The 15,965-nt window shown below is 61.9% G+C and carries 14 protein-coding genes, 1 tRNA gene and 1 pseudogene; 7 read left to right on the plus strand and 9 right to left on the minus strand.

The window, feature by feature from the left end:
* Positions 1-30: 30 nt before the first annotated feature.
* Positions 31-453, minus strand: coding sequence for a large conductance mechanosensitive channel protein MscL (mscL, locus tag LHFGNBLO_RS04530; RefSeq protein ID WP_258604726.1), 423 nt, complete (start codon positions 451-453; stop codon positions 31-33).
* A gap of 251 nt (positions 454-704) precedes the next feature.
* On the opposite strand from mscL, the gene LHFGNBLO_RS04535 reads away from it, so the two are divergent.
* Positions 705-4,193 (plus strand): PAS domain-containing hybrid sensor histidine kinase/response regulator, encoded by a 3,489-nt coding sequence (locus LHFGNBLO_RS04535; protein ID WP_258604728.1) that lies wholly within the window; start codon positions 705-707, stop codon positions 4,191-4,193.
* A gap of 40 nt (positions 4,194-4,233) precedes the next feature.
* On the opposite strand, the gene LHFGNBLO_RS04540 is transcribed toward LHFGNBLO_RS04535, so the two are convergent.
* Entirely contained in the window at positions 4,234-4,893 is a 660-nt protein-coding gene (locus LHFGNBLO_RS04540; RefSeq protein WP_258604730.1) for a response regulator transcription factor, read from the minus strand.
* Positions 4,894-5,058: 165 nt separating this feature from the next.
* Positions 5,059-5,496: a hypothetical protein gene (locus LHFGNBLO_RS04545; RefSeq protein ID WP_258604732.1), complete on the minus strand. Its 438-nt coding sequence runs from the start codon at positions 5,494-5,496 to the stop codon at positions 5,059-5,061.
* Positions 5,497-5,606: 110 nt separating this feature from the next.
* Here LHFGNBLO_RS04545 and LHFGNBLO_RS04550 point away from each other — a divergent pair, with 110 nt between their 5' ends.
* Positions 5,607-5,957: a DUF952 domain-containing protein gene (locus tag LHFGNBLO_RS04550; protein ID WP_258604733.1), complete on the plus strand. Its 351-nt coding sequence runs from the start codon at positions 5,607-5,609 to the stop codon at positions 5,955-5,957.
* Entirely contained in the window at positions 5,954-7,030 is a 1,077-nt protein-coding gene (locus LHFGNBLO_RS04555) for a quinone-dependent dihydroorotate dehydrogenase (protein WP_258604735.1), read from the plus strand. Before LHFGNBLO_RS04550 ends, LHFGNBLO_RS04555 begins: the two co-directional genes overlap by 4 nt.
* On the opposite strand, the gene LHFGNBLO_RS04560 is transcribed toward LHFGNBLO_RS04555, so the two are convergent.
* Positions 7,027-8,364: an MATE family efflux transporter gene (locus LHFGNBLO_RS04560; protein WP_258604737.1), complete on the minus strand. Its 1,338-nt coding sequence runs from the start codon at positions 8,362-8,364 to the stop codon at positions 7,027-7,029. The genes LHFGNBLO_RS04555 and LHFGNBLO_RS04560 overlap by 4 nt on opposite strands.
* A 120-nt stretch (positions 8,365-8,484) precedes the next feature.
* Here LHFGNBLO_RS04560 and LHFGNBLO_RS04565 point away from each other — a divergent pair, with 120 nt between their 5' ends.
* Positions 8,485-9,390: a histone deacetylase gene (locus LHFGNBLO_RS04565; protein ID WP_258604739.1), complete on the plus strand. Its 906-nt coding sequence runs from the start codon at positions 8,485-8,487 to the stop codon at positions 9,388-9,390.
* A 1-nt stretch (position 9,391) separates the two neighbouring features.
* Here LHFGNBLO_RS04565 and LHFGNBLO_RS04570 read toward each other — a convergent pair whose 3' ends face one another.
* Positions 9,392-9,655 (minus strand): DUF6460 domain-containing protein, encoded by a 264-nt coding sequence (locus tag LHFGNBLO_RS04570; protein WP_258604741.1) that lies wholly within the window; start codon positions 9,653-9,655, stop codon positions 9,392-9,394.
* A 141-nt stretch (positions 9,656-9,796) separates the two neighbouring features.
* On the opposite strand from LHFGNBLO_RS04570, the gene LHFGNBLO_RS04575 reads away from it, so the two are divergent.
* Both LHFGNBLO_RS04575 and LHFGNBLO_RS04580 read left to right on the plus strand, forming a co-directional pair.
* A tRNA-Gly gene (locus LHFGNBLO_RS04575) sits at positions 9,797-9,870 on the plus strand.
* 361 nt (positions 9,871-10,231) lie between these two features.
* Positions 10,232-11,752: a putative bifunctional diguanylate cyclase/phosphodiesterase gene (locus LHFGNBLO_RS04580; protein ID WP_258604742.1), complete on the plus strand. Its 1,521-nt coding sequence runs from the start codon at positions 10,232-10,234 to the stop codon at positions 11,750-11,752.
* 76 nt (positions 11,753-11,828) lie between these two features.
* On the opposite strand, the gene LHFGNBLO_RS04585 is transcribed toward LHFGNBLO_RS04580, so the two are convergent.
* The 4 genes from LHFGNBLO_RS04585 to LHFGNBLO_RS04600 form a co-directional block, all read right to left on the minus strand.
* Positions 11,829-12,311: a hypothetical protein gene (locus LHFGNBLO_RS04585; protein WP_258604744.1), complete on the minus strand. Its 483-nt coding sequence runs from the start codon at positions 12,309-12,311 to the stop codon at positions 11,829-11,831.
* A 339-nt stretch (positions 12,312-12,650) separates the two neighbouring features.
* Entirely contained in the window at positions 12,651-12,965 is a 315-nt protein-coding gene (locus LHFGNBLO_RS04590; RefSeq protein ID WP_258604746.1) for a hypothetical protein, read from the minus strand.
* A 7-nt stretch (positions 12,966-12,972) separates the two neighbouring features.
* Complete coding sequence (locus tag LHFGNBLO_RS04595) at positions 12,973-13,269, minus strand: PadR family transcriptional regulator (RefSeq protein ID WP_258604748.1); 297 nt, start codon at positions 13,267-13,269, stop codon at positions 12,973-12,975.
* A 247-nt stretch (positions 13,270-13,516) separates the two neighbouring features.
* Complete coding sequence (locus LHFGNBLO_RS04600; RefSeq protein WP_258604750.1) at positions 13,517-14,506, minus strand: LysR family transcriptional regulator; 990 nt, start codon at positions 14,504-14,506, stop codon at positions 13,517-13,519.
* Between the two features lie 317 nt (positions 14,507-14,823).
* On the opposite strand from LHFGNBLO_RS04600, the pseudogene chvE reads away from it, so the two are divergent.
* Positions 14,824-15,892, plus strand: a pseudogene (gene chvE, locus LHFGNBLO_RS04605) (multiple monosaccharide ABC transporter substrate-binding protein).
* The last annotated feature ends 73 nt before the right edge of the window (positions 15,893-15,965 follow it).

Consider the following 15,965-nt stretch of genomic DNA (forward strand, 5'->3'; position numbering starts at 1 on the left):
CGGGGTTTTGGTCCAGGAATCTGTCTTGCGCTATTTCCTGGCGAGGAGATCGCGAATTTCTGTGAGCAGTGCGACGTCGGCCGGTGGCGGCGCCGCGGGCGCTGCGGGTTTCTCGCGCTCCAACCGCTTGCGCAGATTGTTCACCGCCTTGACCATCAGAAAGATGATGAAGGCAAGGATGAGGAAGTTCAGCCCAGCGGTGATGAAGCTGCCATAGGCCAGGACCGCGCCCTGCCCTTTGGCAGCGTCCAGTGTCGGGGCGTTGACGACCGAGGAAAGCCCTATGAAATAGTTGTTGAAATCCAGTCCGCCGAAGATCGCTCCGACGATCGGCATGATGACGTCGTCGACCAGCGAAGTGACGATCTTGCCGAAGGCAGCGCCGATGATGACGCCGACGGCCAAGTCCATCACATTGCCCCTGGAAATGAATTCCTGGAATTCTTTCAGCATTCGACCCTCCTGTCATGACGTGCCGGGCAGCCGTCCCAACCGCCTCTTTCGGCGCCGGCCCGCAGGCAACATAACAAAAACCCCCGGTTGCAACAGGCGCAAAAGGCAGAAAACAAACAGTCTCCACCGGCCAAGGTTGCCCGAGGCCACAGCCAGCATGCGCCGAAAGCCGCGATGGACTTGGTCCCCAAGCTGTGATTGCGTCAGGGTAGGCCGGACGGAAAACCGGCGCAGGGAGGATTCTTTCGGGCGTGCAAGGCTGGTTCATCGTCATTATTGCGATTGCCTATGTGACGTTGCTGTTCGCCATCGCCAGCCTTGGCGACCGACGTTCGGCGACATCGGGGCCTGACCGCGCCCGCCCCTTCATCTACGCGCTCAGCCTCGCCATCTACTGCACCTCATGGACCTTTTTCGGTTCGGTCGGGCTCTCCTCCGAGCGCGGCCTCGAGTTCCTCGGCATCTATATCGGCCCGGTGCTGGTGTTCGTGTTCGGCTTTCCGCTGCTTCAGCGCATCGTCAAGCTGGCCAAGACCGAGAAGATCACCTCGATCGCCGACTTCCTCGGCGCCCGCTATGGCAAGAGCTTCACCGTCTCGGCTATCGCCACGCTGATCGCGACGATAGGCGCGGTGCCCTATATCGCGCTGCAGTTGAAGGCGATCTCCGGCTCGGTCAGCCTGATGGTCGAACACTATACCGGCTCGCCACCCTCGTTCGATCCGTTCGTCAGCGACATCTCGCTGGTCGTCGCCATGCTGCTGGCGCTGTTTGCGGTGCTGTTCGGCACCCGCCACGCCGACGCCACCGAGCACCAGGACGGGCTGGTGCTGGCCGTGGCGGTCGAAACCGTGGTCAAGCTCGCGGCCTTCCTGGCGATCGGCCTGATGGTCACATTCCTGCTCTTCGGCGGGCCGGGCGATATGGTCGACAAGCTGGCGGAGAACCGCCAAGTGCAGCAAGCGATGGGCTACTCGACGTCGCTCGCCACCTGGCTGGTGCTGACCGGCCTGAGCGGCTTTGCTATCATCATGCTGCCGCGCCAGTTCTACGTCACCATCGTCGAGAACCGCGGCGAGGCCGAATTGCGCACCGCGACATGGGTGTTCCCGCTCTATCTGGTGGCCATCAACCTGTTCGTGCTGCCGATTGCCCTCGCCGGCCTGTCGCTGGTCGGCACCAGGACCAGCAGCGACCTCTATGTGTTGTCGCTGCCCTTGTTCAGCGGCCATGACGTGCTGGCCATGGCGGCCTTCATCGGCGGCCTTTCGGCGGCAACCGCGATGGTGATCGTCGAAAGCGTTGCGCTGTCGATCATGATCTCCAACGACCTCGTCATCCCGCTGTTCGTGCGCCGGCTACTCAAGACCACGACCTCCGAGAACGAAGACTGGTCGACGCTCATCCTCAATGTGCGGCGGGCGGCGATCTTCATCCTGCTGTTCATCGCCTTCCTCTACTATCGCGAAAGCACCAACAGTGCGCGGCTCTCCTCCATCGGCCTGATGTCCTTCGCGGCAATCGCCCAATTCGCACCGGCCTTGATCGGCGGGCTGATCTGGCGCGGCGCCAACGGCAGGGGCGCTGCACTCGGCATGGTCGCCGGCATCGTCGTCTGGAGCTATACGCTGCTTTTGCCTTCGCTCGCCGCACCCGATACCGGCATCCTGGTCCATGGCGTGTTCGGCTTCGAGGCGTTGCGGCCGCAAGCGCTGTTCGGCACCAGCGCCGAGCCGTTGAACCATGGCGTGCTGTGGAGCCTGTCCATCAACACGCTGTTTTTCGTGCTTGGCTCGCTGTCACGCGCGTCGGTTCCGCTGGAACGCATCCAGGCATCGATCTTCGTGCCCCGTGAGGCCGGTCCGATGCCGAGCCTGCGCCGCTTCCGCACCGCCATCACCGTCAACGACCTCAAGGACACCATCTCGCGCTATCTCGGCGTCGAACGCACCGAACGCTCCTTCCAGTCGTTCGAAAAGGACAATGGTGCGGCGCTGCATGGCAACGAGCAGGCCAGCATGGATGTCATCCGCTTTTCCGAACAGCTGTTGGCCAGCGCGGTCGGCTCCTCCTCGGCGCGATTGATCCTGTCGCTGCTGTTGCGCCGCAACGACCGCGAATCCAAGGATGCCTTTCGCCTGCTTGACGACGCCACCGAGGCGCTGCAGCACAACCGCGACCTGCTGCAGATCGCGCTCGACCAGATGGAACAGGGCATCACCGTCTTCGACCGGGATTTCCGCCTGATTTGCTGGAACCGCCAGTACCGGGCGCTGTTCGACCTGCCCGACGAGATGGGCCAGGTCGGCGTCTCGCTCGACCGCATCCTGCACCACCTTGCCGAGCGCGGCGACATTCCGGCGGACCAGCGCGTGGCGATGCTCAACCGGCTCACCAGTTTCGTCAGCCCGTGGCAGATGGAGCTGAAGACCAGCGGCCGCATTCTGGAATTGCGCTCCAACCCGATGCCCGACGGCGGCATCGTCGCCACCTACGCCGACATTTCCGGGCGCGTCGAGCAGGATCTGGCGCTGAAGCGCGCCAATGAATCGCTGGAGCAGCGCGTCAAGCACCGCACCGTCGAACTGACCCGCGTCAACGAAGAACTGGCGCAGGCGCAGATGCTGGCCGAGGAGGCCAATCTCGGCAAGACGCGCTTTCTCGCCGCCGCCGGCCACGACATTCTGCAACCCTTGAACGCTGCCCGGCTCTATTGCTCGTCGCTGATCGAAAAGGCCGGCAAGGGACCCGCCGGCAAGGCCGCGATCAACATCGAATCCTCGCTGGAATCGGTCGAGACCATTTTGGGCGCGGTGCTCGACATTTCCCGTCTCGACGCCGGCGCGATGAGGCCTGACGATACCGCCTTCCGCCTGGACGGACTGCTGCGCCAGATCGGCAACGACTTCCAGCCGCTTGCCGCCGAAAAGAAGCTCGAGCTGACAATCATGCCGTCGTCGCTCAGCGTGATGACCGATCGCAATCTGCTGCGCCGACTGATCCAGAATCTGGTCTCCAATGCCATCAAGTACACGCGTCACGGCCGCATCCTGGTCGGCGTGCGGCGGCGCGGCGAGCTGGCCGAGATACAGGTGATCGACACCGGCATCGGCATCGCCGGCGACAAGCTGAACACGGTGTTTCACGAGTTCACCCGGCTCGACGAAGGCGCGCGGGAGGCCGAGGGCCTCGGCCTTGGCCTCTCCATCGTCGACCGCATCGCGCGGGTCCTGCGGCTTGAAATCCGGATCTTTTCGAACCTCGGCAAGGGCACGCGCTTTTCCGTCCTGCTGCCGGTGGTGGCGGTGCAAGCGCCGCAGCGCGAGATCGAAACCAAGGCGCCTGCCCGCGCCGCCGCTTCGCTTGCCGGCCTGCACGTGCTGTGCATCGACAACGACGCCCGCATCCTCGATGGCATGCGGCTCTTGCTCGAAGGCTGGGGCTGCAGCGTCGACATTCTTTCCGGCTCGGAGGATTTCGAGAGATCCGGGATGCGCCGTCCGGACATCGTTCTTGCCGACTACCATCTCGACGGCGAGACAGGCCTCGACGTGATCGTGAAACTGCGTGCGATCCATGGTCAGGACATGCCGGCCGTGCTGGTTACCGCCGACCGTTCCAGCGAGGTGCGCGCCGCTGCCGGAAGGCTCGACGTTCCGGTGATCAACAAGCCGCTGAAGCCGGCAATGCTGCGCTCGATGATGGCCAGGGTCAGGCCGCTCGCGTCAGCGGCCGAGTAATGGTCAGTTCTTTATTTTGACCCTGATTGCGAACTGAAGGTCAACTGGCTGCCGGCAGCGGATCGCTGCCGATCTTGGACAGCAGGATCACCGCCTGGGTACGGCTGTCGACGCCAAGTTTCTGCAGGATCGCCGAGACATGGGCCTTGATCGTCGCTTCGGACACGCCGAGTTCGTAGGCGATCTGCTTGTTGAGCAGCCCTTCCGCCAGCATGCCAAGCACGCGCGTCTGTTGCGGCGTCAGCGTCTGCAGGCGCTTGATCAGGTCGGAAATTTCGGGATCGCGCTCGACACCGAGATCGATGCCGATGGGTGCGGCGATGTCGCCGGCAAGAACCGACTGCACGGCGCTGCGGATTTCCTCCATGCTGGCCGACTTGGAGATGAAACCCGAGGCGCCGAGATCGAGAGCGCGCCGGATGGTCACCGGGTCGTCATGCGCCGACACCACCACCATCGGCACCGCCGGGTGGATGCCGCGCAGCGAAATCAGGCCGGAAAGCCCGCTCGCGCCCGGCATCGAGAGATCGAGCAGCACCAGATCGACATCCTCGTTGGCCACGACCAACGCCTTGGCGCCCTCGAAATCGCCGGCCTCATGAATGGCGGCAACGTTGCCGATGCCGGCAAGCGCCTCTCTCAAGGCGCCACGGAAAAGCGGATGGTCGTCGGCGATGACGAACGTGTAACCCGACGGCAAATATCCCTCCCCGAATCCCTTTGCTGATTTTCTGCTTTTACGGGATCAGTCGAACAATTATGCGGCGTTGCCAGCTGTTTTCAAGGCAGGAAAGACCATGCACGGATTTTTCCCCCGCGCATGACCCCGAAAACGGAATCGGACGCGCGGCGCTATAGGCGGCACTCAGGTCTTTTGCGAATTGAGCTGGGCGCCGTCGCCGCCGTTTTCCTTGTCCATATCCTTGACGATGCCCATGAAGCCACGCAGGAAACGCTCCATGTAGGTCATCGTCTTGTTGAAATCCTCTTCGCTCGGCAGCTTCGATTCGAGGCGCGCGGACAGCGAGTTTTCCAGCTTGGCGACGCGTTCATCCATAGCCTTCATCGAGCTCTGAAGACGGTCGACCTCGTCCTGGAAGGCGGCCCGTTCATCGGCCGCCATCTTGCAGACGAGCTGGCCGGAGCGTTCCTCGCAAATCGACATCGCACCGGTTTGCGTGTCCAGGCGGACATAGCCGTTGGCCGATTTTTCCAGCCGGTAGCGATCGGTCTCTTCGGAAAAGGCGGATGCCGCAACCAGCGAGACCAGTGCTGCGGGGATCAAGACGTGCTGCAGACGCATGTTGTCCTCCATGGGCCAGTTGGCGCAATTTATCACATGTTTGCGCCGGAAATGGGGAAGAGTTTGGGAGCACCCTTCCCCGCTTGGTTGGTTCGGACTATAGCGCAACAATGTCTCAGATTATCTACAAGATAGCCCCTGAAGCGCTGTGGCGCGAGGCCGAAGGAAACGGCCGTTTCACCGGCGCGCCGATCGATGTCGCCGACGGCTTCATCCATTTTTCCACTGCCGGGCAAGTCCGGGAAACGGCCGCCAAACACTTTTCCGGCCAGACCGGGCTGCTGCTGGTCGCCATCGACGGCGCCGACCTGGGCAACGCGCTGAAATATGAGGTCTCGCGCGGCGGGGCGCTGTTCCCGCATCTCTACGGGCCGCTCGATCTCAAGGCCGTGCTGTGGGTGCGTCCGTTACCACTCGGTGCCGATGGCAGCCATGAATTTCCCGCGCTGGAGGCCGAATGAGCCTGCTCGACACCCTCGGCCAGAAAGTCCTGTTCACATTCGATCCGGAGACCGCACACGGCCTGTCGATCGCCGCGCTGAAATGTGGGCTACCGGTCGCCGGGCGTCCACCGCGCGACGCGAGGCTGAAGGTCAGCGTCTGCGGCATCACCTTCCCCAATCCGCTCGGCATGGCCGCCGGCTACGACAAGAACGCCGAGGTGCCGGATGCGCTGCTTGGCCTCGGTTTCGGCTTTGCCGAGGTCGGCACGATCACGCCGCTGCCGCAGGCGGGCAACCCGAAGCCGCGCATCTTCCGGCTGATCCAGGACGAAGCGGTAATCAATCGCCTCGGCTTCAACAATGAGGGCCACGACGCCGCCGAAAAGCGGCTTGCCGCCCGCAAGGGCCGCGCCGGCATCGTCGGCGTCAATATCGGCGCCAACAAGGATACTGCCGACCGCATCGGCGATTATGAACGCGGCATCATCCGGTTTGCGCCATACGCCAGCTATCTGACGGTCAACATTTCGTCACCGAACACGCCCGGCCTGCGCAACATGCAGGCGCGCGAACAGCTCGGCGAACTGCTGTCCCGCGTCATCGCTGCGCGCGCGGCAGCATCGGCACAGCCGCCGATCTTCCTCAAGATCGCGCCGGATCTGGTCGAGGCCGAGCTGGCGGATATCGCCGCCGAAGTGACCGAGAAGCAGATAGACGGCGTCATCGTCTCCAACACCACCATCGCGCGGCTGGGCCTGCGCAGCGCCGACGTTGCCACGGAGACCGGCGGGCTGTCAGGAAAGCCGCTGTTCGAGCGTTCGACCATCGTGCTGGCCAAGATGCGCAAACTGCTCGGCCCCGACCGCGCCATCATTGGCGTCGGCGGCGTCGATTCCACCGAGACAGCGCTGGAAAAGATCCGCGCCGGCGCCGATCTCGTCCAGTTCTATACCGGCATGATCTATGCCGGACCGGCGCTGCCGGGCCGCATTCTCGAAGGCATGGTCCGTTTCGTGGAAAAGGAGCGGCTTACGTCGCTGCGGGAGTTGCGCGATGTCAGCCTCGACAAATGGGCAGCGAAGCCGCTTTAAAAAGCAGTCCGCACCCTGAGCCGCAGAATCGCCAGCAGGCTGAAGCCGCGCACCAGCAGGAAGACATGCAGCGACGCCCACAGGCCGTGATTGCCGAAGGCGGGCGCCAGGATCAGCAGCGCGGCGCTAAAGGCGAGGAATGACAACAGCATCATGTTGCGCATATCGCGCGACCAGGTTGCGCCGATGAAGACGCCGTCCATCTGGAAGGCCAGCACGCCGCTCAGCGCGGTGAAGGCTGCCCAGGGCAGATAGATGTCGGCCACATCGCGAACGTCCTGTGAGGTCGTTATCACGGCGACCAGATCGGCGCCGCCGAGCAACAGGATGAGCGTGGCAGCACCTGCCAGCCCAAAACCCCAGAACAGGGTCAGTCGCACCGCCTGCCTGAACGGTGCTGCGGCGCGCGCACCGACAGCGCGTCCGACGAGCTGTTCGGCGGCGGTGGCGAAGCCATCGAGGAAATAGCCGGCGACGAGGAAGAAGTTCATCAGCACGGCGTTGGCGGCCAGCGTCACCATGCCGAACTGCGCGCCTTGTCGGGTGAACAGGGCGAAGGCGGCAAGCAGCGAGAACGACCGGATCATGATGTCGCGGTTGAGGGACATCATGCGCAGGAATGCCGGCAGGTCGAGGACGCGATGGCGCGGCAGCCGGGGCGCTTTCCAAAACCGCCGACCGACGATCGCCAGGCCAAGCAGCATGGCGACGAACTCGCCGGTGACGGTTGCCCAGGCGACGCCGGCAACGCCCCAGCCGAGCTCCAGGCCCAGCAGGATACAGAGCGCGATGTTGATGCCGTTGAGCACCAGCTGCAGCATCAGCCCCAGCCCGCCCTCGCCGCGCCCCAGGACATAGCCGAGGATGGCGTAGTTGATCAGCGAGAAGGGTGCGGCCAGCAGTCTGATACGGATGTAGACGCCCATCGCTTCGCTGACGCGCGGTTCGGCGCCCATGAACCATTGGCCGGCAATGGCGATCAAGGGTGCGAGGGCTGCAAACACGATACCGGCGACGACCGCGATCAGCACGGCGCGCCAGAACACCGCCTGTTCCTCCAGTTCGTCGCCGCGCCCGAAAGCCTGGGCGACGAGGCCGGTGGTGCCGGAGCGCAGGAAATTGAAAGTTGTGAAGACGACGTCGAATATCAACGCGCCAGCCGCCAGGCCGCCGAGCAGGGCTGCATCGCCCAACTGGCCGACCACGGCCGTGTCGACAATGCCGAGCAGCGGCGTCGTCAGATAGGCAAGCGTCATCGGAACCGCGATGGCCAGCACCGAGCGGTTGGTGACGACGAAGGATCTGGCGTCGGCTGGGGATGCACCCGTGTCCAAGGATTGCTGCCTTGCTGATTGCGGCTTGATCGAGCACCCGATGTGCCCCATTTTCTGGACGCCGCGCAATCATTCATCCCATGACGGCCAATCGAATTGCTGACCGTGGCGCGAACTCTCATGCCCCTGCAGATCGTCCATCATCCCGACTATGACGCCGGTTTTGCGGTCAATCATCGCTTCCCGATGAGCAAGTATCCCTTGCTGATGGAGGCTTTGAGCGCACGCGGACTGGCCCGGCGCGATGCGCTCAACCTCCCTGAGCCGGCGCCGGCATCATGGCTGAAGCTTGCCCATGCGGCCGACTATGTCGATCAGGTGATCGCCTGCGCGGTGCCCGAAAAGATCGAGCGCGAGATTGGTTTTCCCATCAGCCCACGCGTTTCGCTTAGGGCGCAGCTTGCCACCGCCGGCACGGTGCTGGCGGCCCGGCTGGCTCTGCTCAACGGCATTGCTTGCAACAGTGCCGGCGGCAGCCATCATGCGCGGCGCGCGCAAGGTGCGGGCTTCTGCACCTTCAACGACGTGGCCGTCGCCTCGCTGGTGCTGCTTGCCGAGGGCGCAGTCCAAAACATCCTGGTCGTCGATCTCGATGTGCATCAGGGCGACGGCACGGCGGACATACTGAGGGACGAGCCGCGCGTGTTCACCTTTTCCATGCATGGCGACCGCAACTACCCCGTGCGCAAGATCGCGTCCGACCTCGATGTCGCGCTGCCTGACGGCACCGGCGATGCGGCCTATCTCGAGCGGTTGGGCGACATCTTGCCGGACCTCGGTGCCAGGGCTCACTGGGACCTGGTTTTCTACAATGCCGGGGTCGACGTCCATGCCGAGGACCGGCTCGGCCGACTGTCGCTGTCGGATGATGGTCTGCGCGCCCGCGACGAGATGGTTATCCGTCATTTCCGGGCGCTCGGCATCCCGCTGTGCGGCGTCATCGGCGGCGGCTATTCGACGGATGTGGCGGCACTTGCCGCGCGCCACGCCATCCTGTTCGAGATCGCCGCCGGTTACGCCCGATAGCTCATTTCCGGTAGCTGGCGATCCTCAGCAGGATGAAGGCCGGGATGACGATCGCCGCACCCAGCAGGATATAGCCGAGGAAGCGATAAACGGCATTGAAGCCGAGGTTCCAAAGGTCGCGGAAGAACTTCTGGATGCCGTAGAGCACATCCATCGGCGACCAGCCGAAAGCGTTCATGACCAGGCCGACGAGGAACGACACCACCAGCAGTTTCAGGAACACCCTGAGCGGCGAGTCGCCGAGAAAGCGTGTCAATGCGGACAAGGCCTGTCTCCACAGTCGGTTGCCCCGATTCGGGCACAGGCCCAGAAATACGCACTTGGCCGCCCGGCATCAAGCCGGGCTCGGGATCCCGAGCGCTTTGCGATTGCCCGAAGATGGGCCATCATGGTATCGAGAATTCACGCGGGTATGATGTAATGGTAGCTTGTCAGCTTCCCAAGCTGAACGCGAGGGTTCGATTCCCTCTACCCGCTCCAGCTTATGCCACAAGGCTTTGCGCCTGATCTGGTGAGTGCCAAAAGCCAGCGGTTTTACAGGCAGTTTGCAGTTTTCGTTCCCTATTTTCGCCGCATAGACACGAGGCTACGCCAGTCGTAAGCCCTCAATATCGAACAGGTGTCAGTCTTTGTCCGCAGCCGGAACGAAATTCGCATCACCGGCTTATTGTTATGCCGTCCGGCCTTCTGTTAAATATTTGCCTCACGAAGCAGACGTCTTCGCCATATAATCATTGGAGGTTCTAAATTGCGCTACAGCAGATTTAGTTTGATTTAGATCATTGCGTTTCTCCCGAGTTCGTCATTGAGTTGTCCGTACTCAGCTCGGACTGGAGGCTTTATGCCCAACAAATCTAGCATTGACGCCTTGGCTATTGGTTTGGGCGGAGTGGCTATCTGGTTGTTAGCCGTCTATTTCGACGTGATGGACATGCTGATCGAGACGATGGAGGAGCATGAATCCTTGGAGCTCGACGAGATCATACTCGCGCTGCTCTGTATTGGACTTTCCGGCTTCATTTTTGCAGCGAGGCGCTTAACCGACCTGCGAAGCGAGGTGCGTCGGCGGCGGACTGCCGAAGACGACGCAAGCTGGATAGCGCGTCACGATCCGCTCACACGGCTTCCGAACCGCCGCTATCTCGCCGACTTCACTGCCTCCGCAGTAGCTGGCGAGGTGCAGGTCGTGTTCGCGCTCGACCTCGACGGCTTCAAGCGAGCAAATGATCTGCTTGGCCATGCGGCCGGGGATGAAGTACTGACCATCGTCGCCGATCGCCTCCGCAAGCAGTTTCCAACATCCATGATTGCGCGACAGGGCGGGGACGAATTCCTGATCCTGGCTTCTCAAGCCTCGGTGCCGTTTCCCCTGGTCGCAGCGCAAGAGACGATCGCATTCATCAGCGAGCCCATTCAGATTGGTGGCACTGATGTCGAGATCGGTGTCTCGGTTGGAATCGCCATCGCAGAACCGGGCAAGAACGCAGCCGATCTTGTGGATCAGGCCGATGTCGCTCTTTACGTGGCCAAGAGCGCCGGGCGCAACACAGCCAAGGTCTTCGATGCCGCAATGATGGAGTTCGCGTCGGAGCGGGCGAAGATGGGCCAGGCATTGCGCCATGCCATCCGCAATGGCGATATTGTTCCCTATTTCCAGCCATTGGTGAATCTCGCGAGCGGGCGCCTGATTGGCTTCGAAGCACTCGCCCGGTGGAATCGCGGCAATGGAATCTCGACGCCGCCGGATGTGTTCATCAGTCTGGCGGAGCAGGCTGGGCTGATCACGGAATTGTCGGACAGCCTTCTCCGTCAAGCCTGCCGCGTCGCCGCCACATGGCCAAACGATTTGAGGCTGGCGTTCAACGTGTCGCCCATGCAGATGGGCGACAAACTCCTCGGCCTGCGCATTGTCAGGATCCTCGACGCGGAGGGTTTGCCACCCAATCGGTTGGAGATCGAGATCACCGAGAGTGCGGTTGTGCGCGAACTCGCCGCCGCGACGCAGATCATCTCCGACCTGAGGAGTGCCGGCATCCAGGTGGCATTGGATGATTTTGGCACGGGCTTTTCGAGCCTGTCGCAACTGGGCAATTTCTCGTTCGATCGAATCAAGGTGGACCGCAGCTTCGTCGCAGAGTGCGAGCGGGATCCAAAGCGGCTCAAGATCATCAAGGCGATCCTGAACCTTGGAAAGGGCCTTGGAATTCACACGACAGCCGAAGGCATCGAAACGGCGGCGCAATTTGACCTGATGAAAGGCATGGGTTGCGAGAACGGCCAGGGATACCTGTTTAGTCCAGCCATCCCGGCAAGCGAACTGGTGCAATTCATCGAGCGCGAGTCTGTGCGACTCCGCGCATAGAACCTCTGAAGGTTCCCAATCCTCATAACATGTAACATGCACCCTTGACGTTCAAGGATTTGTTCCTTTTCTGTTCTCATGAGATTGAGACGGTCGGCGATGCCTGGAACCATGGCGTCAGGCTGCACGCGCGGTGCATCTGGGGCAACCGCGAGAAGACGATCGTGAGTGCAACAACCGCTACGAGCTGGACGTCTATTCGATGCTGTGGACACGCGGCCGGGACTTCCCCCTTGAGCCGCCTGTCGGCGCGGCTGAGATGTCCGAAGTGCGGCTCGCGCCAGGTCGCGGTCGGCATTACCATGCCGAGCAACAGCGACACTGCGGCCGCAAGGATGGCGCGATGAACTCGAAAAACACGGCTTTGATATCGACCTATCCGGCCGCCAAAATCATCGTCGAATGCGAGACATGTGGCATGCGCGCCAAGTTCGACAAGCTGGAAATGCTCGAAGCCGGCGGCTATCGGCCGCTCGACCTGCTGCTCAACGAGATCGCACGTCGCAAGGGCTGCACCAGGATTGACGATTTCGACGTCCACAACCTCTGCGGGCGCCATCTATGCGAACATCCTGCCGCCAGCGGGAAGCACCTATGCCAAGGCGAAAGATGGGCGCTGAGTGGTTTTACAATCGGAAGGTAACCTATTGATATCAAACAGGCGCGTATCGCCGAGTTTTACAGCCAAGCGGTTGAAATCCGTCGGAAAAGGCTAGGTTCCCAAGCTGAACGCGAGGGTTCGATTCCCTCTACCCGCTCCAGCTTGTTTTACAGCTTGCGTTCTCTTTGGACTGGATAGCTGGGTGAGTCAGCCTAGCCTAAGTGCCTTTAGCCATCCCAATACGAAGGTGACCGGCAGTGCCCAGCGCCACGCGACGAACTGGAAACTCTGCAGCTTCTAGATCCAGTTCGCCTTGCGCTGACCGTATTTCGGCAGCCACACTTCCCGGTAGAGTTCTTCCATGTTGGCGATGATGTCGGCGCTCTTGTCGGCCGGCATTAGCATTGAGAGCCAGAAGGACGAGGGGGTTGGCTCCTTCGCTTCGTCTAGAGCGACAGAGACGAGTCGCCAGAGGCGATAGTGCGCGCCTCTGTCGGCAAGAAGGGCGTCAGTCTTCCTCATCGTGTTGTGCATTTCGACTGCCGCCTCGTAGGCTTCCTTCGTCGTAAGGTTTCCGAGGTAGGCGTTCGAGTCAGCGCTAAATACGAGCATTCCCTTCTTAGGCGAGACCAAGCTCGTAACCTCCCAAAGCGACAGAGGCCCGGACAGCTTCGGACAATGCAACTCGGCCTGCTCCGGTAATCGTGAAAAGTCGCTTTCCACGAGGGTCGTCTTTGTCCTTGGTCTCGGAAACCATACCCTTCTTAGCCAGCCGGTCGAGGGCTGTGTAAAGAGCGGCGAATTGAGGCGTTTTGGGCAGACCTTCTTCGAGCGCATTATAGACCTTTGCTGCGTGTGAAGCTGGGCCCGCGCGCACCAGCGCGAGGAGCGTCAGCTCTTCGAACTTGCCAATCATTTTCTGCCTCAAACTGAAACTTCGCTTGGTATGCGTCGCATACCTCGTCCAATGTAACGTATGCAGCGCATACGTCAAGTCGCTGGTTCGATGGCGACCCTAAGTCGATCTTTCAAAATGACCCACGGGCAGATTGCCGAGCATTTGCCGTCGCTCAAGCCTTGTAGTTGAGCTTTTGATACGCTCCTGGCAGCGGAGCGGCCGCGAATGATGCGCGCGATGTCTGCTTCCAGAACCGCTCCAGCCGTCATCCCACCTCCCGCAGAATGAAATCGTGCAGCATCTTGGCCGCCGGGGACAGCACGCGGTTCTTTACCGTGATCAGGCTGTAAGGCCTGACCTCGATGTCGAACTCGGTCTGGACCACGTCGATGGCGCCGGCCAGCCCTTCGGGGTTCTGGATGAATTTCGCCACCTGGACCGACACCGGAGCGATGGCGTCGGACTGGGCGACCATGACCAGAGTGAGAAGCAGCGAGCTGGTGTTGAGGATGCGGTCCGGCAGCGAAATGTTGCGGTTCAGGAAATTGCTTTCCATCGCCTGGCGCAGCGGCGAGCCGCCCGACTGGAAAACCCAGTCATAGGCGGCGGTTTCCTCCAGCCTGACCACCTTGCCCTTGGTCAGCGGGTGGCCGCGGCGCACGATCAGGCAGGCCTTTTCGACGCCGATGACGCGCGATTCGAACAGCCGCGGATTGAGGTCGTCGGGGATGCGCGCGATGATGAAATCATGGCGCGAGGCGATCAGTTCGCGCGCCAGCACGTTGGAGGTCTCGACCTGCATGGTGATCTCGATGCGCGGGTAGATGCGGCGGATCTCGCGGATCGCCGGCACTGCGAGCTCGATCGCCGGCGCCGTCACCGCGCCGAGGAACACCGAACCGCCCTTACCCGCCTTGAGCTCGGAAATCTCGCGGTCCGCCTCGCGCATCTCAAGCAGGATCGAGCGGGCGCGCCTGGCCAGCGCCTTGCCATAGGGTGTGAGCGTGATGCCGCGCGGCAGCCTTTCGCACAGCTTGACGTCGAGCACCGCTTCCATCTCGGCGATCATGCGCGATGCGGCCGGCTGCGAAATGTTCATGACCTGGGCCGCCGCACTCACCCGGCCGTGATCGTCCAGCGCCACGATCATGCGCATGTGACGCAGGCTGAGGCCGCTGCGCAAAAGGGTTTCGCCGTCGCCCGGGAGCTCGTCGTAACCACCTGATATTCCTGTGGGATTGCGCAGCGCCGCCATGATTTTCCCTTGCCTTCCGCGCATGACCGGCCGGTAATCCGGCCAAGCTTTTGTCGGCTCCTAATATATATCAGTTTCGATATAGCAACCATCAAAGATCGCATTTGACAGTTATGGCAAAGGGACCCACCCTTGGCGCGTCTTGGGACTTGACGGTCGATGACGAGAAAAATCGCATCGATTGAAATCAGCGTCTCGAGACCATTGGGAGGATACCAGAGATCGATATGACAGCGGCGGCGCGCTCGCGCATCCGCTCGACTGCGCGGCCCGCGAAGCCCCGGGGTGTCGCGTCCATCAACCAGGGAGAGTTTACTGTGAAAATCATCAAGACACTGGCCGCCATCGCGGCCCTTGGCATCGCGGCCATGACGGTCCCGGCGCAGGCAGGCGAAGGCCTGATCGGCGTGCTGATGCCCACCAAGACCTCGCAGCGCTGGATCAATGACGGCGACGCCGTCAAGTCCCAGCTCGAGGCCCTCGGCTACACGGTCGACCTGCAATATGCGCAGGACGACATTCCGAACCAGCTCAGCCAGCTGGAAAACGAAATCACCAAGGGCCCGAAGGCGCTGATCATCGCTTCGATCGACGGCACCACGCTGTCGGACGCGCTGCAGAAGGCCGCTGACGCCGGCGTCGTCGTCGTCGCCTATGACCGCCTGATCAAGAAGACCGCCAATGTCGACTACTACACCACCTTCGACAATTTCGGCGTCGGCGTGATCCAGGCGAATTCGCTGGTCAAGGGCCTCAAGGAGCGTTTCCCGAACACCAAGCCGTGGAACGTCGAACTGTTCGGCGGCTCGCCCGACGACAACAACGCCTTCTTCTTCTACGACGGTGCGATCTCCGTGCTGCAGCCGTTGATCGACGACGGCTCGATCAAGATCAAGTCCGGCCAGACCGGCATGGACAAGGTCGGCACGCTGCGCTGGCTCGCTGCCACCGCCCAGGCGCGCATGGACAATCTTCTGTCGGCCAACTACTCGGACGGCAGCCGCGTCGATGGGCGTTCTGTCGCCCTATGACGGCCTGTCGCGCGGCATCACCGCCTCGCTGCGCGCCGTCGGTTACGGCACGGACGCTCAGCCCTGGCCGATCGTCACCGGCCAGGACGCCGAGACCGCCTCTGTCAAGCTGATCATCTCGGGCGAGCAGTACTCGACCGTGTTCAAGGACACCCGCGAACTGGCCAAGGCCACCGTCGAACTCGTCGACAAGGTGCTCTCGGGCGGCAAGCCGGAAGGCCTCGATGAAAAGACCTACAACAACGACGTCAAGGTTGTTCCTTCGATCCTGCTGACCCCGCATGATGTCGACAAGTCGAACTACCAGGCGCTGGTGGTCGATTCCGGCTACATCAAGGCCGAAGAGCTGAAGTAATCGCATTTGCAAAGCCAGGGGTCCCGCGCGCAGCGGGGCCCCTTTTTGCTAGCGTGGTGAATCCAAAATTCGC

It is taken from the genome of Mesorhizobium sp. AR10, assembly GCF_024746795.1.
In the GTDB taxonomy this organism is placed as follows: domain Bacteria; phylum Pseudomonadota; class Alphaproteobacteria; order Rhizobiales; family Rhizobiaceae; genus Mesorhizobium.

Bases quoted from the DNA above. Each gene is read 5' to 3' on its own strand.
- mscL (WP_258604726.1), bottom strand. From the start codon at position 453: ATGCTGAAAGAATTCCAGGAATTCATTTCCAGGGGCAATGTGATGGAC.
- LHFGNBLO_RS04545 (WP_258604732.1), bottom strand. From the start codon at position 5,496: ATGCGTCTGCAGCACGTCTTGATCCCCGCAGCACTGGTCTCGCTGGTT.
- LHFGNBLO_RS04555 (WP_258604735.1), top strand. From the start codon at position 5,954: ATGAGCCTGCTCGACACCCTCGGCCAGAAAGTCCTGTTCACATTCGAT.
- LHFGNBLO_RS04585 (WP_258604744.1), bottom strand. From the start codon at position 12,311: ATGGCGCCCGCAGAGGTTGTGGACGTCGAAATCGTCAATCCTGGTGCA.
- LHFGNBLO_RS04580 (WP_258604742.1), top strand. From the start codon at position 10,232: ATGCCCAACAAATCTAGCATTGACGCCTTGGCTATTGGTTTGGGCGGA.
- LHFGNBLO_RS04550 (WP_258604733.1), top strand. From the start codon at position 5,607: ATGTCTCAGATTATCTACAAGATAGCCCCTGAAGCGCTGTGGCGCGAG.
- LHFGNBLO_RS04595 (WP_258604748.1), bottom strand. From the start codon at position 13,269: ATGATTGGCAAGTTCGAAGAGCTGACGCTCCTCGCGCTGGTGCGCGCG.
- LHFGNBLO_RS04590 (WP_258604746.1), bottom strand. From the start codon at position 12,965: ATGCTCGTATTTAGCGCTGACTCGAACGCCTACCTCGGAAACCTTACG.
- LHFGNBLO_RS04600 (WP_258604750.1), bottom strand. From the start codon at position 14,506: ATGGCGGCGCTGCGCAATCCCACAGGAATATCAGGTGGTTACGACGAG.
- LHFGNBLO_RS04565 (WP_258604739.1), top strand. From the start codon at position 8,485: ATGCCCCTGCAGATCGTCCATCATCCCGACTATGACGCCGGTTTTGCG.